Origin of the sequence: Janthinobacterium kochi, assembly GCF_051380715.1 — a bacterium.
GTDB lineage: Bacteria > Pseudomonadota > Gammaproteobacteria > Burkholderiales > Burkholderiaceae_D > Janthinobacterium.
The window spans coordinates 1-24,306 of sequence record NZ_JBNYXO010000012.1 but is presented as its reverse complement, the minus strand read 5'-3'; the positions used below and the strand labels follow the sequence as shown (position 1 = coordinate 24,306).

Annotated in this window: 21 protein-coding genes and 1 rRNA gene; 5 read left to right on the top strand and 17 right to left on the bottom strand. The window is 60.9% G+C overall.

The window, feature by feature from the left end:
• Positions 1-59: 59 nt before the first annotated feature.
• The 10 genes from ACQ4WL_RS21800 to ACQ4WL_RS21755 all read right to left on the bottom strand — a co-directional run bounded on the left by ACQ4WL_RS21800 (position 60) and on the right by ACQ4WL_RS21755 (position 9,899).
• The gene (locus tag ACQ4WL_RS21800; RefSeq protein ID WP_436511623.1) at positions 60-185 is read right to left on the bottom strand and encodes a hypothetical protein; all 126 of its coding nucleotides are present in this window, start codon (positions 183-185) and stop codon (positions 60-62) included.
• On the bottom strand, positions 185-1,399 hold the full coding sequence (locus ACQ4WL_RS21795) for an MFS transporter (protein WP_436511622.1): 1,215 nt from the start codon (positions 1,397-1,399) through the stop codon (positions 185-187). Before ACQ4WL_RS21795 ends, ACQ4WL_RS21800 begins: the two co-directional genes overlap by 1 nt.
• 11 nt (positions 1,400-1,410) lie before the next feature.
• Positions 1,411-2,400: a Gfo/Idh/MocA family protein gene (locus tag ACQ4WL_RS21790; RefSeq protein ID WP_436511621.1), complete on the bottom strand. Its 990-nt coding sequence runs from the start codon at positions 2,398-2,400 to the stop codon at positions 1,411-1,413.
• Between the two features lie 176 nt (positions 2,401-2,576).
• Entirely contained in the window at positions 2,577-3,380 is an 804-nt protein-coding gene (locus ACQ4WL_RS21785; RefSeq protein ID WP_436511620.1) for a DUF3025 domain-containing protein, read from the bottom strand.
• Between the two features lie 7 nt (positions 3,381-3,387).
• Positions 3,388-4,452: a dihydroorotase gene (gene pyrC / locus ACQ4WL_RS21780; protein ID WP_436511619.1), complete on the bottom strand. Its 1,065-nt coding sequence runs from the start codon at positions 4,450-4,452 to the stop codon at positions 3,388-3,390.
• 157 nt (positions 4,453-4,609) lie between these two features.
• Positions 4,610-5,335, bottom strand: coding sequence for an amino acid ABC transporter ATP-binding protein (locus tag ACQ4WL_RS21775; RefSeq protein ID WP_102121361.1), 726 nt, complete (start codon positions 5,333-5,335; stop codon positions 4,610-4,612).
• 19 nt (positions 5,336-5,354) lie between these two features.
• Positions 5,355-6,047 (bottom strand): amino acid ABC transporter permease, encoded by a 693-nt coding sequence (locus ACQ4WL_RS21770; protein WP_436511618.1) that lies wholly within the window; start codon positions 6,045-6,047, stop codon positions 5,355-5,357.
• A 1-nt stretch (position 6,048) separates the two neighbouring features.
• Positions 6,049-6,798, bottom strand: coding sequence for an amino acid ABC transporter permease (locus ACQ4WL_RS21765; RefSeq protein ID WP_436511617.1), 750 nt, complete (start codon positions 6,796-6,798; stop codon positions 6,049-6,051).
• A 95-nt stretch (positions 6,799-6,893) separates the two neighbouring features.
• The gene (locus ACQ4WL_RS21760) at positions 6,894-7,850 is read right to left on the bottom strand and encodes an amino acid ABC transporter substrate-binding protein (RefSeq protein ID WP_436511616.1); all 957 of its coding nucleotides are present in this window, start codon (positions 7,848-7,850) and stop codon (positions 6,894-6,896) included.
• A gap of 195 nt (positions 7,851-8,045) precedes the next feature.
• Positions 8,046-9,899 (bottom strand): ABCB family ABC transporter ATP-binding protein/permease, encoded by a 1,854-nt coding sequence (locus tag ACQ4WL_RS21755; protein ID WP_436511615.1) that lies wholly within the window; start codon positions 9,897-9,899, stop codon positions 8,046-8,048.
• Between the two features lie 61 nt (positions 9,900-9,960).
• On the opposite strand from ACQ4WL_RS21755, the gene ACQ4WL_RS21750 reads away from it, so the two are divergent.
• Both ACQ4WL_RS21750 and ACQ4WL_RS21745 read left to right on the top strand, forming a co-directional pair.
• Positions 9,961-10,401, top strand: coding sequence for an acyl-CoA thioesterase (locus tag ACQ4WL_RS21750; protein WP_436511614.1), 441 nt, complete (start codon positions 9,961-9,963; stop codon positions 10,399-10,401).
• 21 nt (positions 10,402-10,422) lie between these two features.
• Positions 10,423-12,015 carry an alkaline phosphatase D family protein gene (locus tag ACQ4WL_RS21745; protein WP_436511613.1) on the top strand — a complete coding sequence of 531 codons (1,593 nt, stop codon included), beginning with the start codon at positions 10,423-10,425 and terminating at the stop codon, positions 12,013-12,015.
• On the opposite strand, the gene ACQ4WL_RS21740 is transcribed toward ACQ4WL_RS21745, so the two are convergent.
• Positions 12,012-12,878, bottom strand: coding sequence for a LytTR family DNA-binding domain-containing protein (locus ACQ4WL_RS21740; protein WP_436511612.1), 867 nt, complete (start codon positions 12,876-12,878; stop codon positions 12,012-12,014). The genes ACQ4WL_RS21745 and ACQ4WL_RS21740 overlap by 4 nt on opposite strands.
• A 156-nt stretch (positions 12,879-13,034) precedes the next feature.
• On the opposite strand from ACQ4WL_RS21740, the gene ACQ4WL_RS21735 reads away from it, so the two are divergent.
• Positions 13,035-14,207, top strand: coding sequence for an acyltransferase family protein (locus tag ACQ4WL_RS21735; RefSeq protein WP_436511611.1), 1,173 nt, complete (start codon positions 13,035-13,037; stop codon positions 14,205-14,207).
• Here the strand turns inward: ACQ4WL_RS21735 and ACQ4WL_RS21730 are convergent.
• The 4 genes from ACQ4WL_RS21730 to ACQ4WL_RS21715 all read right to left on the bottom strand — a co-directional run bounded on the left by ACQ4WL_RS21730 (position 14,204) and on the right by ACQ4WL_RS21715 (position 21,026).
• Positions 14,204-15,886: a long-chain-fatty-acid--CoA ligase gene (locus ACQ4WL_RS21730; RefSeq protein ID WP_436511610.1), complete on the bottom strand. Its 1,683-nt coding sequence runs from the start codon at positions 15,884-15,886 to the stop codon at positions 14,204-14,206. The two genes, ACQ4WL_RS21735 and ACQ4WL_RS21730, sit on opposite strands and share 4 nt — an antisense overlap.
• A gap of 54 nt (positions 15,887-15,940) precedes the next feature.
• Positions 15,941-17,623, bottom strand: a complete 1,683-nt coding sequence (locus tag ACQ4WL_RS21725; protein WP_436511609.1) for a long-chain fatty acid--CoA ligase — start codon at positions 17,621-17,623, stop codon at positions 15,941-15,943.
• 276 nt (positions 17,624-17,899) lie between these two features.
• Positions 17,900-18,949, bottom strand: a complete 1,050-nt coding sequence (locus ACQ4WL_RS21720) for an aminopeptidase (RefSeq protein WP_436511608.1) — start codon at positions 18,947-18,949, stop codon at positions 17,900-17,902.
• A gap of 1 nt (position 18,950) precedes the next feature.
• A complete protein-coding gene (locus ACQ4WL_RS21715) occupies positions 18,951-21,026 on the bottom strand; it encodes a molybdopterin-containing oxidoreductase family protein (RefSeq protein ID WP_436511607.1) in 2,076 nt (691 codons plus the stop codon).
• A gap of 206 nt (positions 21,027-21,232) precedes the next feature.
• On the opposite strand from ACQ4WL_RS21715, the gene ACQ4WL_RS21710 reads away from it, so the two are divergent.
• Positions 21,233-22,426 (top strand): M20 aminoacylase family protein, encoded by a 1,194-nt coding sequence (locus ACQ4WL_RS21710; RefSeq protein ID WP_436511606.1) that lies wholly within the window; start codon positions 21,233-21,235, stop codon positions 22,424-22,426.
• 1 nt (position 22,427) lies between these two features.
• Here ACQ4WL_RS21710 and ACQ4WL_RS21705 read toward each other — a convergent pair whose 3' ends face one another.
• Positions 22,428-23,330 (bottom strand): NAD(P)-dependent oxidoreductase, encoded by a 903-nt coding sequence (locus ACQ4WL_RS21705; RefSeq protein ID WP_436511605.1) that lies wholly within the window; start codon positions 23,328-23,330, stop codon positions 22,428-22,430.
• An 84-nt stretch (positions 23,331-23,414) separates the two neighbouring features.
• On the opposite strand from ACQ4WL_RS21705, the gene ACQ4WL_RS21700 reads away from it, so the two are divergent.
• Positions 23,415-23,987 carry an acyloxyacyl hydrolase gene (locus ACQ4WL_RS21700; RefSeq protein ID WP_436511604.1) on the top strand — a complete coding sequence of 191 codons (573 nt, stop codon included), beginning with the start codon at positions 23,415-23,417 and terminating at the stop codon, positions 23,985-23,987.
• Between the two features lie 210 nt (positions 23,988-24,197).
• Here ACQ4WL_RS21700 and rrf read toward each other — a convergent pair.
• Positions 24,198-24,306, bottom strand: a 5S ribosomal RNA gene (gene rrf, locus ACQ4WL_RS21695); the annotation flags it as partial.

The following is a 24,306-nucleotide window of genomic DNA, read 5'->3' as shown; positions in this document are numbered from 1 at the left end:
GCGTAATCCGACTTCCAGCGTAATTCGACTTTTCGCAAACTACCTTACGCCCGCGCAGCCTACATGCACATCCAGAAGCGGTTCGCCAGGTCGAGCATGAAGTCGGGCCGCAAGTACGCCATAAAGACGATGGCCAGCAGCGCGGCGCCAGCCAGGCGCCACAGCCACGTGCGCCAGCTGCCCATTATGCCGCCACCGCCACGCGCTTGACGGCGCGCTCGTCGATGGGCAGGTTGATCAGCGCGGCCATGAGCCCCAAGCCGATGGTGATCATCCATACGATGTGGTAACTGCCCTGGTGCTCGTACAGATAGCCGCCCAGCCACGCGCCGAGAAAACTGCCCACCTGGTGCGAGAAGAACACCATACCGGCCAGCATCGACAGATGCTTCACGCCGAAGATGCCGGCGATGATGCCGTTCGTCAGCGGCACGGTCGACAGCCACAGCACGCCCATGCCGGCGGCAAACAGGTACACCGACCACGCCGACAAGGGCGCCAGCAGGAACACGGTGATGACCACGGCGCGCGTCACGTAGATGGCCGACAGCAGATAGCGCTTGGCGATCTTGCCACCGAGTTTGCCCGCGTAGTAGGAGCCGACGATGTTGAACAGGCCGATCAGCGCCAGCGCCGTGACGGCGATGTTCGGATTCATCAAGCCCTGATCCTTCAGGTAGGCCGGCAAGTGCACGCCGATGAAGACGAGCTGGAAGCCGCAGACAAAATACCCTGCCAGCAGCAGCCAGAACGAGCGGCTGGCGATGGCTTCGCTGAAGGCCGCGCCCACGCTTTGCTGCGGGCCGCTGGCGTGCGAGACGGGTGGCTCGCGCAAATAAAAGGCCATCGGGATCATGGCCAGCAGCACCAGCGCGGCCAGCACATAGAAGGCGTTTTGCCAGCCCACGGCGGAGATGAGCTGCTGCTCCACGGGCATCATCAGGAACTGGCCGAACGAACCGGCTGCCGACGAGATGCCGAAGGCCCACGAACGCTGCTCGGGCGGCGCGCTGCGGCCGATGATGCCGCTGATGGCACCAAAGGCCGTGCAGGCCAGCGCCAGGCCGATGAAGATGCCCGAGCCGATGATGAACAGGACGGGCTGCGTCACGAGCGCCATCCACACGAGGCCTGCCATGTAGCTGATGGCGCCGACGATGACGACGCGCATGGTGCCGAAACGGTCGGCCGCCATGCCGGCGAACGGGCCGAAGACGCCCCACATCAGGTTTTGCATGGCCAGCGCCAGCGAATAGGTTTCGCGCGTCCAGCCATTGGCTTGCGAAATCGGCTGCATCCAGAAGCCCAGGCCGTGGCGCACGCCCATCGCCAGAGTCAGGACGACGCCGCTGGCGATCAGGACGGTTTTCAGGCTGGGGCGGGATGAGGGCAATGTCATGGGGTTCCTGTTCACGCCTGGTCGGCTCGGTACACGAGACCAATCTGGCCGCGCATGGTGTCAAGGTTGCGCATCAGTGCCACGCTGTCGGCGTGCGGCATGACGGGGCTTTCCAGCAGGCCGGCGCGGATGCAGCGCATCGCTTCGATGGCCTCGTGCGCGTAGCCATTGCCCAGGTGCGGCGCGGCGACGATGCGGCGTTCGCCATCCATCGTTTCGACGATCAGGTGATCGGGCTTATAAAAACGGTTGGGCAGGCGGATGCGTCCCAGGCTGCCGGAAATGCTCATTTCCGTCGGCGTTTGCGCGCGCAGGCTGCAGGCGCAGGACGAGGTGCCACCGCCCGCGTGCAGCAGGGAAAACACGACCTGCTCGTCGACGCCGGTGGCGCCCATTTCGGCCAGCGCCTGCACCTGTGATACGGGGCCGAGGAAGAAGGCCGCCATCGACAGCGGATAAATGCCCACGTCGAGCAGCGCACCGCCTCCCAGTTCGGGATTGAACATGCGGTGCTCGGGCGGGAAATTGGCGACAAAGCCGATATCGGCCTGCACTTGCTGCAGCACGCCGATCTCGCCGCTGGCGATGATGCGCTGCGCTTCCTGCATAGCCGGCAGGAAACGGCTCCACATGGCTTCCATCAAAAACAGCTTTTTTTCGCGTGCCATATCGACCACGGCCTGTGCTTCGCGCGCATTCATGGTGAACGGTTTTTCGCACACGACATGCTTGCCGGCGGCCAGGCACAGCAAGGCATTTTCCGCATGCAAGGTATGCGGCGTGGCGATATAGATCACGTCCACTTCGGGGTCCATGGCCAGCGCCTGGTAGGAACCGTGGCAACGTTCGATGCCGAATTCGGCGCCGAAGGCCTGGGCGCCGGCGGCGCTGCGCGAAGCGACCGCCACCAGTTGCGCACCGGGCGCGTCACGCAAGCCATCGGCCATCGCTCGGGCGATCTTGCCGGTGCCGAGGATACCCCAGCGAACGTTGTTTTCCATGCTATTGATCTCTTTCTGCACTAAGTAGGTCGTGGGAAATTATTGTGAAGTTATGACAAACAGAACCGGATGCTCTGCAAGGCGCCCGCTGCGACGCAGTGCGAGCACTGCTAGCAGCGGGCAACACCGCAGAGCGCCGGTTATGGAAGTCAGAAATCACAATAATTTATTACGCCCTACTTCGCTGCCTTGCGCTTCGGGCGGAACACCGCCGCGTCATTGTAAAAATCGTCGTCCTGGCCTTCGCACCAGCCGGGCAAACCGAGCACGGGCAGCGGCGTGAAGTCCGCCGTGGTGAGGCCGTGCTGCGCCAGGTCTAGCGCCACCCGCTCGTCGAGCCAGGCGCGCCGTGCTGCATCATCGAGCGCAAAGTAAGCGTCGCCGGCAAAAATCACGCGCGTGTGCGCCGTGATGGCCTTGCGCGGCGCCACCAGTTTTTCCATCAGCGCGTGGCCGAACAGCCAGACTTCGGCGTCGCCACCGGCGCCAAACTTGTCGCGCTGCGCGATAAAAGCGCTACGCCAGTCGTGACCGCGCAAGGCCGCCTCCAGCGCGCGCCCCGCGTCACTGTCGCGCAGCACCAGCAAGGCGGAATTTTCGTCAAAAATCGTCGCGCCATCGCGTGCGGGACCACGCGATTTGCCGACGCCGGACAGGGCGATCTGCGCCGCCTGCAGCGCGTTCAACTGCCGCTTGATGCGGGGGAAGGTGAGCCACACGAGCGCATTGAAAAAGTCATGCAGATTGTCGCGCGTGGGCACGCCGCCCGTCGCGCCGATGAACTCCTCGTAGGCCACGCCTTCAGGCAGGTCGGCTTGCGGCACGAAGCACACCGGCAAGCCGGATGGATTGCGCAAGTCCAGCGCGCGCGCCTGCCCGTTGAGCGCGGCAATCACCGTGTCGCGCTGCAGGTCCAGCTGCCGTCGTGCCGGCAGCACCGTGGCATACCAGGGGCGGCTCCAGTCTATCGATGGCAGCATGGAGTGATCAGACCATTTTCCAGTTGATCTGTTCACCCGCGTTGAGCGGAATGACATGGCTGTCGCCCAGTGGCAGCGAGGCTGGCAAAGTCCAGCTTTCGCGCTTCAAGGTGATGCTGTCCGTGTTGCGCGGCACGCCGTAGAAGGCCGGGCCGTGGAAACTGGCGAACGCTTCCAGTTTATCCAGAGCGCCAGCCCGTTCGAACGCTTCGGCATACATTTCCATCGCGTGCAGGGCCGTGTAGCAGCCGGCGCAGCCGCAAGCCATTTCCTTGGCGCCTTGCGCGTGCGGCGCCGAGTCGGTGCCGAGGAAAAAGCGCTCGTCGCCGCTGGCGGCGGCCGTCATCAGCGCCAGGCGGTGCTCTTCGCGCTTGAGGATGGGCAGGCAGTAGTAATGGGGACGGATGCCGCCCTTGAAAATCTCGTTGCGGTTGTACAGCAAATGATGCGCCGTGATGGTGGCGGCGATCGGGCCTTCCGCTTCAGCCACGTACTGCGCCGCATCCTTGGTGGTGATGTGTTCGAACACCACGGACAGGGCCGGGAAGGCGCTGCGCAGCGGGCGCATCACGCGTTCGATGAAGACGGCTTCGCGGTCGAAAATGTCGATTTCCGGATCCGTCACTTCGCCGTGCACGAGGAAGGGCATGCCCACTTCCTGCATCACTTCGAGCACCTCGTAGCAATTCTTCAAATCCGTCACGCCCAGGTCGGAATTCGTCGTCGCGCCGGCCGGATACAGCTTCACAGCCTGCACGATGCCGCTGTCCTGCGCGCGGCGGATTTCGTCGGGCGAGGTGTTGTTCGTCAGGTACAGCACCATCAGCGGATCGAAGTTCACGCCTTCGGGCACGGCAGCCAGGATGCGCTCGCGGTAGGCGCTGGCGTCCGCCGTGGTGGTGACGGGCGGTTTCAGGTTCGGCATGACGATGGCGCGGCCGAACTGGCGCGCGCTGTGCGGCAGCACGCTGGCCATGACGGCGCCGTCACGCAGATGCAGATGCCAGTCGTCAGGACGGGTGATGGTGATGGAAGATGGGACGGCGGCTGGGGTGTGATCGAGTGTGGACATGGCGGCTGCTCTCAGGCGGTCATTGCGAATAACGCCATTTTACCAGCCGCGGGGCTGCGTTAGCGGCCAGGCGTCCTGATGCAAACCTGGCGCAAGCGTGCCGTCAACGCAAAAACGGCCGGTGCAGACCGGCCGCTTTAATCGAGAAAACCTGGGATCAGTGAATGATTTTCGCCAGGAAATCGCGCGCGCGGTCTGAGCGCGTGGTGTTGAAGAAGTCATCCTTGCTGCAATCCTCGATGATCTTGCCCTGGTCCATGAAGACGATGCGGTTGGCGACTCTTTTTGCAAAACCCATTTCGTGGGTGACGACCATCATCGTCATGCCTTCCTGCGCCAGGCCCACCATCACGTCGAGCACTTCGTTGATCATTTCCGGATCGAGCGCCGAAGTGGGCTCGTCGAACAGCATGGCGATCGGGTCCATCGATAGCGCGCGGGCGATCGCCACGCGCTGCTGCTGGCCGCCCGACAGCTGGCCCGGGAATTTATCTTGCTGCGACAGCAGGCCCACGCGGTCCAGGTATTTCAAGCCCTTGGCATTGGCTTCGTCGGCGCTGCGACCGAGCACCTTGATCTGGCCGATGGTCAGGTTTTCGCGGATGGACAGGTGCGGAAACAGCTCGAAATTCTGGAACACCATGCCGATGCGCGCACGCAGTTTCGACAAGTTCGTCTTCGGGTCGTTGACGGTGATGCCGTCGACGATGATCTGCCCCTGCTGTATCGGTTCGAGGCCGTTGACGGTCTTGATCAGGGTCGACTTGCCGGAGCCGGACGGGCCGCAAATGACCATCACGTCGCCCTTGGCGACCTTGGTGGTGCAGTCGGTCAGTACCTGGAACTGGCCATACCATTTGCTGACGTTATTGAGTTCGATCATCTTGTTCTTTCTTTTTCGGTTAGCGAATGATGGCGACGCGTTTCTGCAGGCGTTTTACCAGGAACGACAAGGCATAGCACAGCACGAAATACACGACGGCGACAAACACATACATTTCCACCAGGCGGCCGTCGCGCTGGGCGATCTTCGAGGCGGCGCCGACGAAATCGGGGATCGACAGCACGTACACGAGCGACACGTCCTGGAACAGCACGATGGTTTGCGTCAGCAGCACGGGGATCATGTTGCGAAAAGCTTGCGGCAGCACGATGCTGCCCATGGTTTGCCGGTAGTTCATGCCCAGCGCCTGGCCGGCCCACACCTGGCCGCGGGGAATCGACTGTATGCCACTGCGCATGATCTCGCAATAGTAGGCTGCCTCGAACATGATGAAGGTGATCAGCGCGGAAGAAAACGCGCCCACTTTCACGGGCTCGTCCGCGCCGATGACCCAGGCGGCGATGTACGGCACCAGGAAGTAGAACCAGAAGATCACCAGCACCAGCGGGATCGAGCGTATCAGGTTGACGTAGCTCGATGCCACGCCCGAGATGAGGCGGTTGCTGGACAGGCGCATCAGCGCCAGCAGTGTGCCCAGCACGATGCCGCCCACCATGGCCAGCGCCGTCAGTTTCAGGGTGAAGACCATGCCGGTCTGGAACAGGTAAACCCACGAGCGGGAGATGACATCGAAGTCGAAGTTACCGAACATGTCAGTGTCCTCCCGTCTTGGCGCCGGCGACGATGAAGCCCGGGATGGCGACCTTTTTTTCGATCAGGTGCATCAGCACCACCACCAGCAGATTGACGACGACGTAAATGATGGTGGCGGCCGAAAACGCCTCGAATACCTGGAAGGAAAACTCCTGGATGGCGCGCGCGCTGGCCGTCAGTTCGATCAGGCCGATGGTCAATGCCACTGAACTGTTCTTGATGATGTTCAAAAATTCACTGGTGAGCGGCGGCATGATGACGCGCGCAGCCATCGGCAGCAAGATGAAACGGTAGGTTTGCGGCAGGGTCAGGCCCAGCGCCGTGCCGGCCAGTTTCTGCCCGCGCGGCAGCGCCTCGATGCCTGTCGTCACCTGCACGGCCACGCGCGAGGAAGTGAAGAATCCCAGGCATAAAACGGCCGTGACGAATGGCGCGTTCGGCAGCGACTTGACCCAGGCGCCCAGGTCCGGCGGCAGCAGTTCCGGCATGACGAAATACCACAGGAACATCTGCACCAGCAGTGGCACATTGCGAAACAATTCCACGTAGGCATTGGCCACGCCCACCAGCCATTTGTTCGGCAGGGTACGGACGGTGCCGATCACCAGGCCCAGGATCAAGGCCATGATCCAGGCCGCACCGGCCGTGGCCAGGGTCCACACCAGGCCGGACCACAGGGTATCCATATACGTGCCCACGCCATCGGGGGACATCTCCCAGAAGATGCGCCAATTCCAGTTGTAATTCATGATCATCCTTCCCATGCAGCTCAAGGAAAGCGGCCAGCCGCCTACCCCGCAAATAAAACCGGGAGGCTTGCGCCCCCCGATTTGTTACGCAATCTTTACTTTTTCCGTTTGTCCGATGTCTTCTGCGCTTCGGGCACGGCCGCATACGCAGCCGGATCGCCCGAATCGGTCGGATTCATGAACACGGCCTTCAATTGCGGCGGCATGGGAAATTTCAGGTTGATGTTTTTCGGCGGGATCGGCGAGGTAAACCATTTCGCATAAATGCGGTTGATGTCGTCGCTCTTGTACAAGCGGATCAGCGCGTCGTCGACCACTTTCTTGAAGGCTGGATCGTTCTTGCGCAGCATGATGCCGTACGGCTCGACCGACAGCGCTTCCTTGGTGATTTCGTAGTCGTTCGGGTTTTTCGAGTTGGCCACCTGCGACGCCAGCAGGATATCGTCGTTGGCTTCGGCCACTGCGCGGCCCGTTTCCAGCATCAGGAACGATTCAGGATGATCCTTGCCGACGGCGATATTCATGCCCAGGTTTTTTTCCTTGTTCAGGATCGTCATCTGCTTGATGGTCGACGTGCCGGCCGTGGCGACCAGCGTCTTGCCGCGCAAGTCTTCCAGGGTCTTGATGTTCGAGGATTTTTTCGCCAGGATACGGTTGCCGATGACGAACATGGTGGGCGCGAATGCCACCTGCTGCTGGCGCTCCAGGTTGTTCGTGGTCGAGCCGCATTCGAGGTCGATGGTGCCGTTGGCCATCAGCGGGATACGGTTGGCCGACGTGACGGGACTCATCACCACTTTCAATTCGCTCAAGCCCAGGTGCTTTTGCAGGGCCGTGACGACTTTCATGCACAGGTCGATCGAATAGCCTTGGTATTGCTGCTTGTCATCGAGATAGGAGAAGGGAACGGAGCCGTCGCGCACGCCGAGGGTGACGGAACCGGCTTTCTTGATCTTGGCCAAGGTGCCGGTCAATTCCTGAGCCTGGACTGGCGACATGCTGCTGATGACACCGACGCTGAGCAGCGTGGCGATGATTTTGGTCAATTTCATAAATTCTCCTGGGCGGACAAACCGGATGTACTCCGAACGAAGCAACTGTGGTGCAGACGCCACCAATGGAATTAATTTTATTTCATTTTCAGCGCTGAGCTAGCCGTTTTCTGCGATTGCCCTCAAATAGGGACTATACGCGCGCCTGAATCAGCGCGGCTGTAGCATTTTTCCTACTGATTTTCCCGCGCCGATTTATTTTGCCGGCGCCAGGCCCGCCAGCGCGTCGTCCTCTTCCGCCTCATCGTCGCTATTCGCCTGCTGGCGTTGCCACATCTGCGCGTACATGCCATCCAACGCCAGCAATTGCGGATGCGTGCCCCGCTCGACGATGCGGCCATGGTCGAGCACCAGGATTTGCTGGGCGTCGGCCACCGTCGACAGCCGGTGCGCAATCACCAGGGTGGTGCGGTTTTTGGCGATTTCCTTCAGTTGCGCCTGGATCGCCTGCTCGGCCTTGGAGTCGAGCGCCGACGTCGCTTCGTCGAAGATCAGGATGGCCGGGTCTTTCAGCAAGGTGCGGGCAATCGCCACGCGCTGCTTTTCGCCGCCTGACAGCTTCAAGCCCCGTTCGCCCACCATGGAGTTGTAGCCATCTGGCAAGCTTTCAATAAAATCATGGATCGACGCCGCTTTGGCCGCCGCCACGATGGCCGCCTTGCTGGCGCCCGGCTTGCCGTAAGCGATGTTGTATTCGATGGTGTCGTTGAACAGCACCGTATCTTGCGGCACGATGCCGATGGCGGCGCGCAGCGAATCCTGCGTGATTGCCCGCAAGTCCTGGCCATCGATGGTGATGCTGCCGCCATCGACTTCATAAAAGCGGAACAGCAAACGCGACAGGGTCGACTTGCCCGAGCCGCTGTGGCCCACCACGGCCGTCGTGGTGCCGGCCGGAATCTGGAAATCCACGTCGAACAGGATTTGCCGCTTGGCTTCATAGCTGAAATCCACATGCGCAAAGCGCACGGCAGCACCCCGCGTGACGAGCGGTTTTGCCTCTCGCGTATCGGCGATTTCGCGGTTTTCGTTCAGCAAGGAAAACAGGCGCTCCATGTCGGCCAGGCTTTGCTTGATTTCGCGGTAAATGACACCCAGGAAATTGAGGGGGATGTACAGCTGGATCATGAAGGCGTTCACCAGCACCAGGTCGCCCAGGGTCATGCTGCCGTTGATCACGCCCACCGTGGCGCGCCACAGGATCAAGGTGACGGCCGTGGCGATGATCAAGGACTGGCCCGTATTGAGCAGGGACAAGGAAGTTTGCGATTTCACGGCGGCCGATTCATAGCGCTGCAAGCCTTCGTCGTAGCGCTTCGCCTCGTAATCCTCGTTGCCGAAATATTTCACGGTTTCATAGTTGATCAGCGAATCGATGGCCTTGGTGTTCGCCTTGGAGTCGAGGTCGTTCATGGTGCGGCGGAAATGCGTGCGCCAGTTCGTCACCAATACGGTAAACGCGATGTAGGACACCAGCGCCACCGCCGTGATCACGCTGAACCAGATGTCGTAATGCAAAACCAGATAGCCGAGCACGAGGGTGATTTCCACCAGGGTCGGCAAGATGTTGAACAAGGTATAGGAAATGAGCGAGCCGACGCTGCGCGTGCCCCGTTCGATGTCGCGCGTCATGCCACCCGTCTGGCGGTTCAGGTGGAAACGCAGCGACAAGGCATGCAGGTGGCGGAACACTTGCAGGGCGATGGTGCGCACGGCCCGCTGCGTCACCCTGGCGAACAGGAATTCGCGCAATTCCGTAAACAAGGTGGTCGACAGACGCAGCAAGCCATACGCCACCAGCAAGCCCACGGGCAACACCAGCAGCGCTTGCGGGTGCGCCGCCGTGATCGTCATGGCGTCGACGAGTTTTTTCAGGATCAGGGGCACGCCCACGTTGGCCAGCTTGGCGCCCACCAGGCATAGCAGTGCCAGCAGCACCCGCCATTTGTAGACCCACAGGTAGGGCAGCAAGGTCTTGATGGTGGCGAAATCGCTGTGGCTGGCGGAGGCTGGCGAGCGGGGCGGAGGGGGAGTCTGGGAACGGCGCATGGCGAAGGTCGGCTTTTTATGGTTCAATCGGGGCAATTGTAGCCTTTCATGAGAATAAAAGATGAGCACCTCCCCCGACCGCCCCGACAACTGCCTCGCTTCCGGCCTGCCCGCCGGAAAAATGCCGGAATTGCGCATGATGCCCGCGCCGTCCGACGCCAATGTGTACGGCGACGTCTTCGGCGGCTGGATCATGGCGCAGGTCGACATTGCCGGTTCCCTGCCAGCCACGCGGCGCGCCAACGGCCGTGTCGCCACCATCGCCGTCAACTCCTTCGTCTTCAAAAATCCAGTCTTCGTCGGCGATCTGCTATCCTTCTACGCCGAAATCGTCAAGGTTGGCAATACCTCGATCACTGTCAATGTCGAGGTGTATGCCGAGCGCAACCGCCTGCAGGCATGCATCGTGAAAGTCACGGAAGCCACCCTGATCTATGTGGCGACGGACTCCGAACGCAAGCCGCGCAAGGTGCCGCCGATCGAGACTTTATTGTCGTCTTGATTGTCGCAATAATTCCACACTATGGATAAGCAGCGCCGCATCTTCTTGCAGAGCGCCGCGCGTATAACGGCACTGGCCGCCGCTGGCAGCGTGCTGTCCGGTTCAAGCGTGCGCGCCGCCACGCGCAGCAATAGCACCGGCTATCCGTTTGCGCTGGGCATCGCTTCCGGCTCGCCCCTGCCGGACGCCGTCGTCCTGTGGACGCGCATCTGCTACGACCCGCTGCACGCGAACGCCACGCCCGCCATCGCCCTGAACGTACGCTGGGAAGTGGCCGCCGATGAAGGTTTTCGCCGCATCATCGCCAAGGGCCAGGCCACGGCCACGCCCGCCCTCGCGCACAGCGTGCATGTGGACGTGGCGGGCCTGGCGCCCGGACGCTGGTACTGGTACCGCTTTATGCTTGGCGACGCCGTCAGCCCCGTGGGCCGCACGCGCACGGCGCCCGATCCCGGCTCCATGCCTGCCTCGCTGAAACTGGCCGTCGCCTCGTGCCAGCACTGGGAATTCGGCGCGTATGCGGCGCACCGGCATATCGCCGCGGCCGCGCCTGACCTGGTGGCCTTTCTCGGCGATTACATTTATGAGTGGGGACCGTACCAGCTGCAGCACCCGAACCGGGCCCTGCGCACGCACGAAAGTTTTACCCTGGACGAGTACCGCGCCCGCTACGCGCAATACAAGAGCGACCAGGATTTGCAGGGCGCACACCTGGCTGCGCCGTGGATCGTCACCTGGGACGACCATGAAGTGTCCAACGATTACGGCAATGACCGCGACGAACTACTGACACCTACGTTCCTGCAGCGCCGCGCAGCCGCCTACCAGGCGTTTTATGAACACATGCCGCTGCGTCTGCTGCCGCTGGGGAGAAGAGGTTTTGTCGACATGCGCATCTACCAGCGCTATGACTGGGGCCGGCTGGCGCGCTTCCACGTGCTGGACGACCGGCAATACCGCGCCTATCACGCGTGCGCCAGGCCGGGCCGCGGCGGCTCCAATTCCGTCACCACGCGCAACTGCCCCGACTTGCTGAAACCGCAGCGCAGCATGCTGGGCGAGGAGCAGCAACGCTGGCTGCAAGCGGGACTCGACAACTCGCCCGCGCGCTGGAATATCCTGGCCCAGCAAACGCTGATGGCGCAATCGAGCCAGGTGCCCATCCTGCGGGCCGGCGACGAACGCATCTGGACCGATGGCTGGGATGGCTATCCGCTGGCGCGCCAGCACCTGCTTGACGCCCTGCGCAGCAGTGGCGCGCGCAACCCGCTGGTGCTGTCGGGCGACGTGCACACCTTTTATGCCACGGAACTGAGCCGCAATGCCATGCGGCCGGTCAGCAAGAACAATCCCGTGCTGGCCACCGAGTTTTGCGGCACTTCCATCACATCGGGTTCCCGCCCGCAGGCGCGCACCGAGCAGTACGTGGCGATGAACCCCCACATCCGCTACGGACGCAGCGACAAGCGCGGCTATATGTTGATGGAGATCACGCCGGAGAAAACCACGACCCTGTTCCAGGGTTTGGAGAATGTGCGCGACAGCGCCTCCGCCATTGCAACACTGGCCAGCTTTGTCGTGCGCGACGGCAAGGCTGGCTTGCAGGAAAGCTAGCAAGTACTTTTCAAGGCATCGCGGTAGCGCCGGCTGACGGGTACTTCGCCGCCCGTGGACAGCACGGCCCGCGCATCACCCGATTCCAGCGGCACGATGCTCTGCACGAAATCAAGGTTGACGATATAGCTGCGGTGCACGCGCACGAAGCGCTTGCCGTCGAGGCGGCGCTCGATGGCGGCCATGGTCGAGCGCAGCGGATAATCGTGGCCGCGCACATGCAAATTGACATAATTACCCCAGGCCTGTAACCATTCGATCTCCAGGGCGGGCAACAAAAAATCCTTGCCCAGCTTGCGCACCAGGAAGCGTTCCGGTTGCTGCACCGGCTCCATGGCCGGCCCTTCATCGGGTTCGCCCAGCAGGGTCGCCTCGCCTTGCCAGCGCATCAGCAGCAACTGGTAAAAACCCACGGCCAGCAAGACGAGGAAGTAAGCACGCACATCTTTCATGTATTCATACGGCAACTCGCGCCACCAGGCGCCAAAATCATAGTGACTGCCCTGGCTCCAGTACGCCAGCTTGCGCAAGGCCACCATGGCCGCCACATGCACCAGGCTGTAGACAAGCGATGCAGCCAGGTGCCAGCGCAGGTTCTGGCGCTGGAACACCAGGTGCAGCGGCCGGTACTGTCCCGCCAGCACGACCACGGGCACCAGCGCCAGCAGCACAAGATTGCTGCTCCATTCCCACACGGCCACTTCCCAGTATGGCGTCGCGACCCCGGCGCGCCGCAGGTCGAGCCAGACCAGCCAGCTGTTGACGCTGGCCTGCAGAAAATATAGCGCGATCCAGAATCCGGGTTCGGCCACGCGGCGCCAGCGTTGATAACGTTGCAACAGGTCGGTGGAAGAGGCGCGCATAGCTTCGGCAGGTAAATTAGTTGCACGATTGTAACGTCCCACACCCGTCCCAGGCGATCCATTCGTCACAAGCAGCCGTCCGCTGGTCACTTCGCGCTGGCTGCCAGCCCCGTTGCTACCTATGCTGGGCCTTCCTTCACCACTTGCCCACCGATCATGCGCCATGACACCCGCCGCCACGATATCGACGCCTTGCGCTTTCTCGTCTTCAGCCTGCTGATTGTCTATCACACTGCCCTGATGTACCTGGAAGGGTCGAGCTTTCATATGCGCAGCAGCTACACCACGGATGCCTTGAACATGCCGCTGGTCTTCATTAACCGCTGGCGCATGGAAATCGTCTTCCTCATCTCCGGCGTGTCGTGCGCCATGATGACGCAGACCTCGCGCGGCGCCTTCCTGTGGCGCAGGACCAAGCGCCTGCTGTTGCCGCTGCTGTTCGGCATGGCCGTCATCATCCCCCTCCAGCCGTATTGCGAAGGCGTCAGCAACGGCCTGGTCGAGCCTGGCTATGGGCAGTTCCTGCTGCATTACTTTGGCGGCCATGCCTGGCCTGCCGGCGCCTTCGCAGGCTGGCAATATGGTTTTACGTGGAATCACTTGTGGTATCTGGTGTACTTGCTGCTGTACATCATCGTGCTGGTCGCGCTGCAGCCGCTGCTGGCGGCGCTGCGCCCCCTGTTTCAGCGCTTGCGCGGCTGGCGCTTGCTGGTCTTGCCGGCGCTGCCCACCTTGGCCGCCACGCTGTTCCTGAAGATGCGCTATCCGGAAAACCATGCGGTGGTGCACGACTGGTATGCGCACAGCATCTATTTCACGCTGTTCGTGTATGGCTGGTGGCTGGGCAATGACAAGGGATTGTGGGCGGAACTGGCGCGCTTGCGCTGGCGCACGCTGTGGCTGGGCCTGGGCGCGTTTGCCGTATACATGGTGTTCGACCAGGTATATTCGGAAAACCTGCTGACCTGGGCCTCGGCTGGCTCCTGGCCCATGCGCAACCTGTACATGTGGCTGGCCATCTGCACCATCCTGGGCTGGTCGCATACGCTATTGAACCGCCCCTTTGCCTGGCTGCCATGGGCCCGCCAAGCCGTCTTTCCCTGGTACATATTGCACCAGAGCGCGATCGTGCTGCTGGCCTACTGGCTGGTGCCGTTAAAGCTGGGCCCCTTGCTGGAGCCGCTGCTGGTACTCACCGGCACGGTGGCGACCTGCTGGCTGGGAACCTCGCTGCTGATCAGCAAGGTGAACTGGCTGCGCCCCTGCTTCGGCTTGCCCGCCCGGCCAGGGAGGAACCTGGCGGCGGACACAACCCTGGCTGCGAATTAGGCAACCTTCTTTTCGTCGCGTAACTGACGGCGCAAGATCTTGCCGACATTGGTCTTCGGCAATTCATCGCGGAACTCGATGTATTTCGGTTTCTTGTAGGCCGTCAATTCATGCTTGCAATGCTCGCGGATCTGTTCCACCGTCAGGTTCGGATCCTTGCGCACGACAAACACTTTCACGGCTTCGCCCGCATTGGCATCCGGCACGCCGATGCACGCGCATTCCAGCACGCCCGGGCACGAAGAGACCACGTCCTCCACCTCGTTCGGATACACATTGAAGCCGGAAACGATGATCATGTCTTTCTTGCGGTCCACGATCTTCACATAGCCGCGCTCATCCATGACACCCACGTCGCCCGTCTTGAAGTAGCCGTCGGCCGTCATCGACTTGGCCGTTTCGTCCGGACGCTGCCAGTAGCCGGCCATCACTTGCGGACCGCGCACGGCGATTTCGCCCGGCTCGCCCAGCGGCACTTCCACGCCGTCGTCGTTCAAGATCGCCACTTCCGTCGAGGGGAATGGCAAGCCGATGGTACCCGTAAATTCCGTGATGTCGACGCGGTTGCCCGTCACCACGGGCGATGTTTCCGACATGCCATAGCCTTCGATCAGCGGGCAACCCGTCAGTTTCAGCCAGCGTTCGGCCACATTGCGCTGCAAGGCCATGCCGCCGCCATTGCACACTTTGTAACTGGAAAAATCAAGCTTGGCAAAGTCGGCATTGTTCAGCAGCGCGTTGTACAGGGTATTGACGGCCGGGAAGACGACGATCTTGTGCTTGGACAATTCCTTGACGAAACCGGGGATGTCGCGCGGATTGGGAATCAGCACGCTCATGCCGCCCAGACGCATGCCCATCAGGGCGCTGACCGTTAGCGAATAGATGTGATACAGGGGCAAGGCGCACATGAATCCCATCGAGGTGGCGCGCATTTCAGGCGTCATCACGGGCGACATCCACGCCTCGTTTTGCAGCACGTTGGCGATCACATTACGGTGCAACAACATCGCGCCCTTCGACACGCCTGTCGTGCCCCCCGTGTATTGCAGGAAGACGATATCGTCATGCCCCTGCTGCACGGGCTTGAGCGTCAGGTGCGTGCCTTCGGCCAGCATCTTGTTGAAACTGATGGCGCCAGGCAAGGAAAACGCAGGCACCATTTTCTTGATCTTGCGCACGACGAAGTTGACGATGGTGCCCTTCAAGCTGCCCAGCAAATCGCCCATGGTGGCGACGATCACATGCTTGACCTGGGTATGCGGCAACACCTGTTCCACCGTGGTGGCAAAGTTTTCCAGCACGATGATCGCTACACAGCCCGAATCGATCAGCTGATGCTGCAATTCACGCGGCGTGTACAACGGGTTGACGTTCACCACGGTGTAGCCGGCGCGCAAAATCGCCGCCATGGCCACCGGATATTGCAGCACGTTCGGCAGCATGATGGCCACGCGCGCACCTGGCGGCAAACCCTTGCTTTGCAGCCAGGCACCCATCTGCTGCGACAGCTGGTCGAGCTCGCGGTAGGTAATGAATTTATCCATGCACACGAAAGCGTTACGGTCCGCATATTTCTGGAACGACTCTTCCAGCAAATGCGTCACGGAACGGTATTGCGTGCAATCAATCTCTGCGGGAACGCTGTCCGGGTACGACTTCAACCAAATCTTGTCCATCTCGCCTCATCTTTATCTGTAAAAGGGATGCGCCTCCTGGCGCATCCACATTGTTTATGCTGCTATCTTTTTCTCGTCACGCAGGGCACGACGCAAAATCTTGCCGACGTTGGTTTTCGGCAGTTCATCGCGGAACTCGATGTATTTCGGCCTCTTGTAGCCCGTGAACTGTTCCTTGCAATACGCAGCCAGCACGGCCTGGGTCAGGTTCGGATCCTTGCGTACCACAAACACTTTCACGGCCTCGCCCGAATGCTCATCGGGTACGCCCACGCAGGCGCACTCGAGCACGCCCGGATGGGCCGCGATGACGGCTTCAACTTCGTTCGGATACACATTGAAACCGGAGACGAGAATCATGTCTTTCTTGCGGTCCACGATCTTCACGTAGCCGCGTTCATCCATGATGCCCACGTCGCCCGATTTGAAATAGCCGTCTTGTGTCATGACCTTGGCCGTTTCATCGGGACGGTTCCAGTAGCCCGTCATCACTTGCGGGCCACGGATGGCGATCTCGCCCGTCTGGCCCAGCGGCACTTCCTTGCCGTCATCGTCGAGAATCGCGATCTCGGTCGACGGAATCGGCAAGCCGATGGTGCCGGAAAACACCGTGCTGTCGGCGCGGTTGCACGTGGCGACAGGCGACGTTTCCGACAGCCCATAACCCTCGATGATGGACACGCCCGTCGCTTGCAGCCATTTGTCATTGACGGCTTGCTGCACCGCCATGCCTCCGCCATTGGCAATCTTCAAGCCTGAGAAGTCGAGCTTGACAAAATCGGGGTGATTCACCAGCGCGTTATACAGCGTATTGACCGCTGGCAGCAGGTTGAATTTGTACTTGCCCAACTCCTTGATCAGGCCCGGGATATCGCGCGGATTCGGGATCAGGATATTCAGGGCGCCCACGCGCGTGCCCCACATCGCGCACGCCGTCAGAGCAAAGATATGGTACAGCGGCAAGGCGCAGACGATGATCAACTGCTCGCGGCTGTTCGGATCGAGTGCCGCGCCCGACCACGCTTCGCTCTGCAGCACATTGGCGATCACGTTGCGGTGGCTCAAGGTCGCGCCTTTCGACACGCCCGTGGTGCCCCCCGTATATTGCAGGAAGGCGGCGTCGTTGATGCTCAGCTCGACGGGCGTGAGTTTCATGCGGCTGCCCAGCGTCAGCGCCTGCTTGAAACGCATGGCGTTCGGCAAGGAATACGCGGGCACCATTTTCTTGACGTTGCGCACGACAAAATTGACGAGCATGCCCTTCAAGCCGCCCAGCATCTCGCCCATGCTGGCGACGACGATGTGCTTGACGGCCGTCTTGCTCAACACTTGTTCCAGTGTATGGGCAAAGTTTTCCAGCACGATGATGGCTTCGCTGCCCGAATCGTTGAGCTGATGCTCGAGTTCGCGTGGCGTGTACAGCGGGTTGACGTTGACCACCGTGTAGCCGGCGCGCAAGACGGCGGCAATGGCCACCGGATACTGCAGCACGTTCGGCATCATCAGGGCAACCCGGGCGCCCTTCTTCAGGCCACGGCTTTGCAGCCAGGCACCGAGCTGGCGCGAATAGGTATCGAGTTCGGCATAAGTGAGAAATTTGTCCATGCAGACATAAGCATTGCGATCCGCATATTTTTGAAACGCTTCTTCCAGCAAATGCACCAGCGAACGATATTGATCAGGATCGATGTCGGCAGGAACGCCGGGAGGGTACGACTTCAGCCAAATTTTGTCCATCCTGTGCCTCTTGTCTCGAATAATCGTGGGGGAGCCGGCGCACCATGCCAGCGCGGATCATTGCTGCGGATTCTGTCGTCCTGCAGTCAGTTTGAGCATTCTGACGAGCAATTGCTCTATGCTACTAATGCGATGCTATCGGTCGCCGCGCTTCCATGCAAGCGCTTTCAACAGTATTCGAGCGGCAACTCTAAGGGTATTTTATGCTGCAATGCAACATGATAAATACGCTGTTGCAGGATCGTTTGACCTGACGTGCGAGACAATCTTTACGGGTCAGGGGCTGGACAATTGTTCCAGCGCACGCCTGCGCTCAGGCTTCTTGATCTGGGCCATTGTGTGCACTGCAGCATAAAAAGCACGAAAGTTCTTTTTTTCTTCCAGCAATTTTTTGAAGGCAGGCAAAAATTCATTGTAGGTAGACACGGAAGCCAGGTGCGCATTGCTCAATGGCTGCTCGAACCAGCGGTCGTAACCGGCAAAGCCACCCCACTCTTGCTTCAGCACCTGATACGCGTCTTGCAGTGCCGCAAACACCTGCGCCTTGCGCGCGCGCTTCTCCGCATCACTGGCGTCGCTCGCATACACGGCCTCCAGTTCCTCACGATATTTCAGCAGCAAGGTCAGAAAATCCTGGCGCCGCGCCGCATACTGGGCGTAGGCCGCGCGCATGGCGTCATTGCCCTCGCGTGCCAGCCAGCGCTGCACGCCCGCCTCTTCCACGGCACCGGCAAACGACTCGTTGAAGGCCGAATCGCCGGGCACATACACCACCTGGTGCGCCAGTTCATGAAAAATCAGGCGCGCCAGTTCCGCATCGTTGTAGTTGATAAAGGTCGACAGCAGGGGATCGTCGAACCAGCCCAGGGTGGAATACGCGGGCACTCCGCCCACCTGCACGTCGTAATGCTGGGCGCGCAACTCCTCGGCATACGCGAGCGCCTCTTCCTTGCTGTAATAGCCACGATAGCTGATGCAGCCGGCGATGGGAAAACACCATTGCAGCGGCTGCAGCGACAATTCCGGCGTGGCCACCACGTTCCACAGCACGAACGGGCGCCGCAGGGCCGTGTAGTTTTTGTAGCTGCCATTGTCTGGCAAGTCCAGCTCACTGACGGCAAAGCGGCGGATCTGCTGCGCCTTTGCCAGGCGCACTTTCAGGCGCGGTTCGGTGGCCGGGTCATCGAGCCAGTCACCAATGGGGCGCGCGCCAGACCACAAGGCATATTGTCCCTGCGCCGCTTGCGTGTAGTAGCGCAGCTGCGTGCAGCCGCCCAGCAGCATGCACACCGTGCCGACAAACAAGCGGGCCGGCCAGCGCAGCATGTCAGGCAACCTTTTCCACTTCGACCAGCGTATCGTAGAAGGTAGGCGCGCGGCCCATGTCGGTCAGGCGCTGGCTGGTCACTTCATTGGCGTTCTTGCCATCGCTGGCCAGCTTCTTCCACCACACGGACAAGCCTACCACCAAGCCAGGTCTCGCCTTGTCCGTCAACCTGGCCTTGGCCACAAACGAACCGCGGTCATTGAAGATGCGCACCATGTCGCCGGCCGCGATGCCGCGCGCGGCGCCATCATCGGGATGGATGTCGAGGTGCGGCTCGCCCTCGGCCGCGCGCAGGCTTTTCACGTTGACGAACGTGGAATTGAGGAAATTGCGCGCCGGTGGAGAAATCATGGCCAGCGGATAGCGCGCAGCCAGCGCGGGATTGCTGGCCAGCGATTCGTGCGGCGCAATATATGTCGGCAGGGGATCGAGTCCCGCCTGCGCCATGGCGCTGGAATAAAACTCGCACTTGCCCGACGGCGTGGGGAAACCACCTTCGGCAAATGGCGCCTCGGGCATGGCCAGCTTTTGCCAACCCGTGCGTTTCAGCGATTCCCAGTCAAAATGCACGGCGCGCGCATCCGTCGCATCAAATGCCTTGGCCGCCAGCGCATCGTCGCTTTCCTGGAAGCACGGATCATCAAAGCCCATGTATTGGGCCAGCAGGCGGAAGATTTCCGTGTTCGCCTTCGCTTCGCCCAGCGGCGCCACGGCCGCATTGTTCGCCATCATGTACAGGTGGCCGTAGGTGGAATGTGCATCGACATGCTCGAGCTGGGTGGTGGCGGGCAACACGATATCGGCGTAATCGACGGTATCGGTCTGGAAGTGCTCGAGCACGACCGTAAACAAGTCTTCGCGGGCAAAGCCCTGCGCCACTTTCGATGAATCGGGCGCCACCGCCAGGGGATTCGAGTTGTAGACAATCACGGCCTCGACTTGCGGGCCGAACTCGGGTGAAGTTGTTTTCAGCAGATCGTCGCCGATGGTGCTCATGTTGATGGTGCGCGGCGTGCCTTTCAGCAAATCAGGGCGCTGCAAGACCTTGCGGTTGACGGGGAATGAACCCGAGCTCGACAGCTGCATGCCGCCGGCCGGATGGCGCCAGGCGCCCGTCAGGGCTGGCAGGCAGGCGATGTTGCGCACGGCCATGCCACCGCCATGCACGCGCTGCACGCCATAGTTGGTGCGGATGGCGGCGCCCTCGCCAGAACGGCATGCCTGGCCGTACAGGCGCGCCAGGTCCACCACTTCCGTCGTCGTGATGCCGCACACCTCGGCCACGCGCTCGGGCGGCCATTCCAGGACCCGCTGTTTCAGTTCAGCATAGCCGATGGTGTACTGCGCAATATAGTCCTGGTCGACCAGGTCTTCGGTAATCAGCACATGCATCAAGCCCAGCGCCAGGGCCGCATCGGTACCCGGCAGTAAAGCGACATGCTGGTGGCATTTTTCGGCCGTCAGCGAACGATACGGGTCGATGGCGATCAAGGTCGCGCCGTTGCGCTTGGCCTCTTGCGCCCGCATCCAGAAGTGCAGGTTCGAGGCGATCGGATTGCCGCCCCAGATAATGATCAATTTCGCGTTCTGGAATTGCTCCAGGTCCGTGCCGATGCTGGCGCCCACCGTGTAGCGGTAGCCGGTGGCGCCAGCCGAGGCGCAAATGGTGCGGTCCAGCAAGGAAGCACCGAGCTGGTTGAAAAAACGCGAGGACATCGATTCACCCTGCACCAGACCCATGGTGCCGCAGTAGCTGTATGGCAAGATCGCCTGCGGATCGCGCGCGGCGATCAGTTTCAAGCGGGCCGCGATGGTCTGCAGCGCTTCTTCCCAGCTGATGCGCTCGAACTTTCCCTCCCCCTTCTTGCCCACGCGGCGCAGCGGATGCAGCAGCCGGTCCGCATGGTAGGTACGTTCCGTGAAGCGCGACACCTTCGTGCACAGCACGCCAGCCGTGGTCGGGTGGTCAGGATCGCCCTTGACGGCTGTTGCCACGCCATCGGTCACGGTGACCAGCAAGGCGCAAGTATCAGGGCAATCGAGCGGGCAGGCGGCGCGCACTTGGGTGGTGGTCATGGGGCAATCCAAAAACGTTGGGGGAAGGCGATACTGTAAACCATTCCGCGTGCTTGCTGTTGGCGGTTGAGCAAGCTGGGCCGTGCGCTGGATTTACCCGGCAAACAAGGGCTACAATGCATTATTAGCCGCGTCTGTTTTTGATCAAACAGCCGCGGCCCGGCGCGCCCTACATGGCTGCGCGCCAGCATCCACAGGAGAGTCCGATGAAATTAGTTGATCCGATTTTGGCATTTCAATCCGAGCTGCAAGGTATCCGCCGCGACCTGCACGCGCATCCCGAGCTGTGCTACGAAGAACAGCGCACCTCGGACGTGATCGCCGCCAAACTGACGCAATGGGGCATTCCCGTGGTACGCGGTCTGGGCCGCACCGGCGTGGTCGGGATCATCCAGAATGGCACCTCGACACGCGCCATCGGCCTGCGCGCCGACATGGATGCCTTGCCGATGCAGGAAATGAATACCTTCGAGCATGCCTCGCGCCATCCGGGCAAGATGCACGCCTGCGGACATGACGGCCACACGGCCATGCTGCTGGGCGCCGCTCATTACCTGGCGCAGCACCGCCATTTCGATGGCACCGTGTACCTGGTCTTCCAGCCGGCCGAAGAAGGCGGCGCCGGCGCGCGCGAAATGATCGATGACGGCTTGTTTACCCGCTTTCCCATGGATGCCATCTACGGCATGCACAACTGGCCAGGCGCCGAAACGGGCACCCTGAGCGTGGTGGAAGGACCGATGATGGCGTCGAGCAATGAATTCCACGTCACCGTCAAAGGCAAGGGCGCCCACGCGGCCCAGCCCCACAAGGGCATCGACCCCGTCATGGTGGCCGTGCAAATCGCGCAAAGCTGGCAAACCGTCATCACGCGCAACAAGAGTCCGCTAGATACGGCCGTGCTGTCGATCACGCAAATCCACGCAGGCAGCGCCACCAATGTAATCCCCGACGATGCCAGCCTGGTTGGCACCGTGCGCACCTTCACCACGCCCGTGCTGGACTTGATCGAAGAGCGCATGCGCGAGATCGCCGTGCACACGGCCGCCGCCTTTGGCGCGGAAGTCGACTTCCACTTCAAGCGCAACTATCCGCCGCTGGTCAACCACGCGAAAGAAACGGCGTTTGCCGTCGAAGTGATGCAAAGCGTGGTCGGCGCCGACAAGGTCAACGCGAATGTTGAACCGACCATGGGCGCGGAAGACTTTGCCTTCTTCTTGCAAGAAAAAGCCGGCTGCTACATCTTCATCGGCAATGGCGGTGGAGAACACCGCGATGGCGGCCATGGCCTGGGTCCGTGTGTCTTGCACAATGGCAGCTACGACTTCAACGACAAGCTGCTGCCCATCGGCGCCAGTTTCTGGGTCAAGCTGGCCGAAGCGAGCCTGCCCATCGCCTGAATCAGCTCAATTTGTCCGGAGCAGTGCCCAAGCGCTGGCCCGGATTCAACGCTTCCAGGGCCAGCAAGGCCGCCGCATGGTCTGCCGTCGGGTACGTTTCTGCAATGGTTTCATAGCGCTGCGTCACCAGTTGCGTCACTGGCAAGATGACGTGCGCGGCCTCGGCCGCCGCGAGGATGTTGTGCATGTCCTTGATCTGGCTCTTCACCTGCCCACCGGCCACAAAGTTACGTTCCAGCATGCGCTGGCCATGCACATCCAAAATCTTGCTCTCAGCAAAGCCGCCACGGATGGCTGCCCGCACGGCAGCCGCATCGGCGCCGGCCGCCTGTGCCAGCAGCAATGCCTCAGCCACGATGGTCAAGGTGGCACCGACGATCAGTTGATTGCACAGCTTGGCCACCTGTCCACTGCCTGGCGGGCCCACCAGGGTCGGACGGCCCATGGCCGCCAGAATCGTCTCAACCCGTGCGTAATCGTTGGTGCTGGCGCCGGCCATGATGGCCAAGGTGCCCGCCTGCGCCCCGCCGACGCCACCCGACACGGGCGCATCGATGAAGGCATGGCCTGCCGCCTGCAAGGTGGCATGAAATTGTTGGGCCTCTGATTGCTTGGTGGAACTCATATCGATCCATATCGCAGCCGCTGGCAAGGCCGGCAGCGCCTCTTGCAGCACCTGCACCACGATGGGACCGGCTTCCAGCATCGAGATGACCACGTCCGCGCCATTGACCGCCTCAGCCACGGAAACAGCCGGCTGTGCCCCTGCCGCACGCAGGACTTGAGCCTTGCTGTGCGTGCGATTCCAAATTGTGACAGAATATCCAGCGCGTAGCAGGCACCGGACCATCGGATCCCCCATCAGACCGATACCGAGAAATGCGATTTTTGTAGAGAATGTCAATTGAACCCCTGAGATCAACAAGTGGCGAGAGCGGCATGCAAAGCAAGGTGCCTGTACAACAATAGCCTATCGGCCAATTTTACGATGAAAGCCTCTATGTTCTTCAAGAAGAATCTCCTCAAATCCATCGCCGCCGTTGCCGCGCTGATGGCCGCCAACGCCGGCTTTGCCGCCGACGACAAACTGATCGACTCCGTCTACGGCGAATATGCCAAGGGCGTGAAGGTACAAATGGTACGCGCTGGCGTAACCTCGAATTGGGATAAGGCCTGGTTTGTATCGAATGGCACACAGCTGAGCGGTTACTGGGATGCCAGCATCGGCGGCTGGGATGCCAAGAGTTATCAGAATGTCCCAGGCCAGCATCAAAAACTGTGGGACTTGGGCTTTACCCCCGTGTTCCGTTTTGAAAATATGAACAAGCTGGGTTTTTATGCGGAAGCCGGCATCGGCGTGCACATGCTGTCGAAACTGTACAACAACGACGATGACCGCCTGTCGACCCACTTCCAGTTTGGCGACCATATCGGCGTCGGCTATATCTTCAATAACAAATGGGAAGTCGCTGCGAAAATCCAGCATTTCTCGAATGGCGGCTACAAAAAGCCAAACAGTGGCGTCAATTACTTGAATGTCAAAGTCGCTTATCACTTTTAATGCGTTTGACAAATGACAAAGGCAGCGCGTAGCGCTGCTTTTTTTCGCCTGTTGAACAGCCGGGGTCAGACCCTCAATGCCGCTAACGCAAAGGTCATTGATAACGGGCGAGGGGGTCTGACCCCAGCCTTCGCCTGGCGCCAACGTTAAAAGCGCCAGACGTAAAAAAACCCCAACTGGATCACCAGAAGGGGTTTTTTCGAATAACAAGCCTGACGATAACCTACTTTCACACTGGTTGCAGCACTATCATCGGCGCAAAGTTGTTTCACGGTCCTGTTCGGGATGGGAAGGGGTGGGACCAACTTGCTATGGTCAT

Coding starts and splice junctions, on each gene's coding strand:
- ACQ4WL_RS21800 (WP_436511623.1), bottom strand. CDS start 185: ATGGGCAGCTGGCGCACGTGGCTGTGGCGCCTGGCTGGCGCCGCGCTG.
- ACQ4WL_RS21795 (WP_436511622.1), bottom strand. CDS start 1,399: ATGACATTGCCCTCATCCCGCCCCAGCCTGAAAACCGTCCTGATCGCC.
- ACQ4WL_RS21710 (WP_436511606.1), top strand. CDS start 21,233: ATGAAATTAGTTGATCCGATTTTGGCATTTCAATCCGAGCTGCAAGGT.
- pyrC (WP_436511619.1), bottom strand. CDS start 4,452: ATGTCCACACTCGATCACACCCCAGCCGCCGTCCCATCTTCCATCACC.
- ACQ4WL_RS21755 (WP_436511615.1), bottom strand. CDS start 9,899: ATGCGCCGTTCCCAGACTCCCCCTCCGCCCCGCTCGCCAGCCTCCGCC.
- ACQ4WL_RS21735 (WP_436511611.1), top strand. CDS start 13,035: ATGCGCCATGACACCCGCCGCCACGATATCGACGCCTTGCGCTTTCTC.
- ACQ4WL_RS21720 (WP_436511608.1), bottom strand. CDS start 18,949: ATGCTGCGCTGGCCGGCCCGCTTGTTTGTCGGCACGGTGTGCATGCTG.
- ACQ4WL_RS21765 (WP_436511617.1), bottom strand. CDS start 6,798: ATGAATTACAACTGGAATTGGCGCATCTTCTGGGAGATGTCCCCCGAT.
- ACQ4WL_RS21725 (WP_436511609.1), bottom strand. CDS start 17,623: ATGGACAAAATTTGGCTGAAGTCGTACCCTCCCGGCGTTCCTGCCGAC.
- ACQ4WL_RS21715 (WP_436511607.1), bottom strand. CDS start 21,026: ATGACCACCACCCAAGTGCGCGCCGCCTGCCCGCTCGATTGCCCTGAT.
- ACQ4WL_RS21770 (WP_436511618.1), bottom strand. CDS start 6,047: ATGTTCGGTAACTTCGACTTCGATGTCATCTCCCGCTCGTGGGTTTAC.
- ACQ4WL_RS21700 (WP_436511604.1), top strand. CDS start 23,415: ATGAAAGCCTCTATGTTCTTCAAGAAGAATCTCCTCAAATCCATCGCC.
- ACQ4WL_RS21785 (WP_436511620.1), bottom strand. CDS start 3,380: ATGCTGCCATCGATAGACTGGAGCCGCCCCTGGTATGCCACGGTGCTG.
- ACQ4WL_RS21750 (WP_436511614.1), top strand. CDS start 9,961: ATGAGCACCTCCCCCGACCGCCCCGACAACTGCCTCGCTTCCGGCCTG.
- ACQ4WL_RS21775 (WP_102121361.1), bottom strand. CDS start 5,335: ATGATCGAACTCAATAACGTCAGCAAATGGTATGGCCAGTTCCAGGTA.
- ACQ4WL_RS21790 (WP_436511621.1), bottom strand. CDS start 2,400: ATGGAAAACAACGTTCGCTGGGGTATCCTCGGCACCGGCAAGATCGCC.
- ACQ4WL_RS21730 (WP_436511610.1), bottom strand. CDS start 15,886: ATGGACAAGATTTGGTTGAAGTCGTACCCGGACAGCGTTCCCGCAGAG.
- ACQ4WL_RS21740 (WP_436511612.1), bottom strand. CDS start 12,878: ATGCGCGCCTCTTCCACCGACCTGTTGCAACGTTATCAACGCTGGCGC.
- ACQ4WL_RS21745 (WP_436511613.1), top strand. CDS start 10,423: ATGGATAAGCAGCGCCGCATCTTCTTGCAGAGCGCCGCGCGTATAACG.
- ACQ4WL_RS21760 (WP_436511616.1), bottom strand. CDS start 7,850: ATGAAATTGACCAAAATCATCGCCACGCTGCTCAGCGTCGGTGTCATC.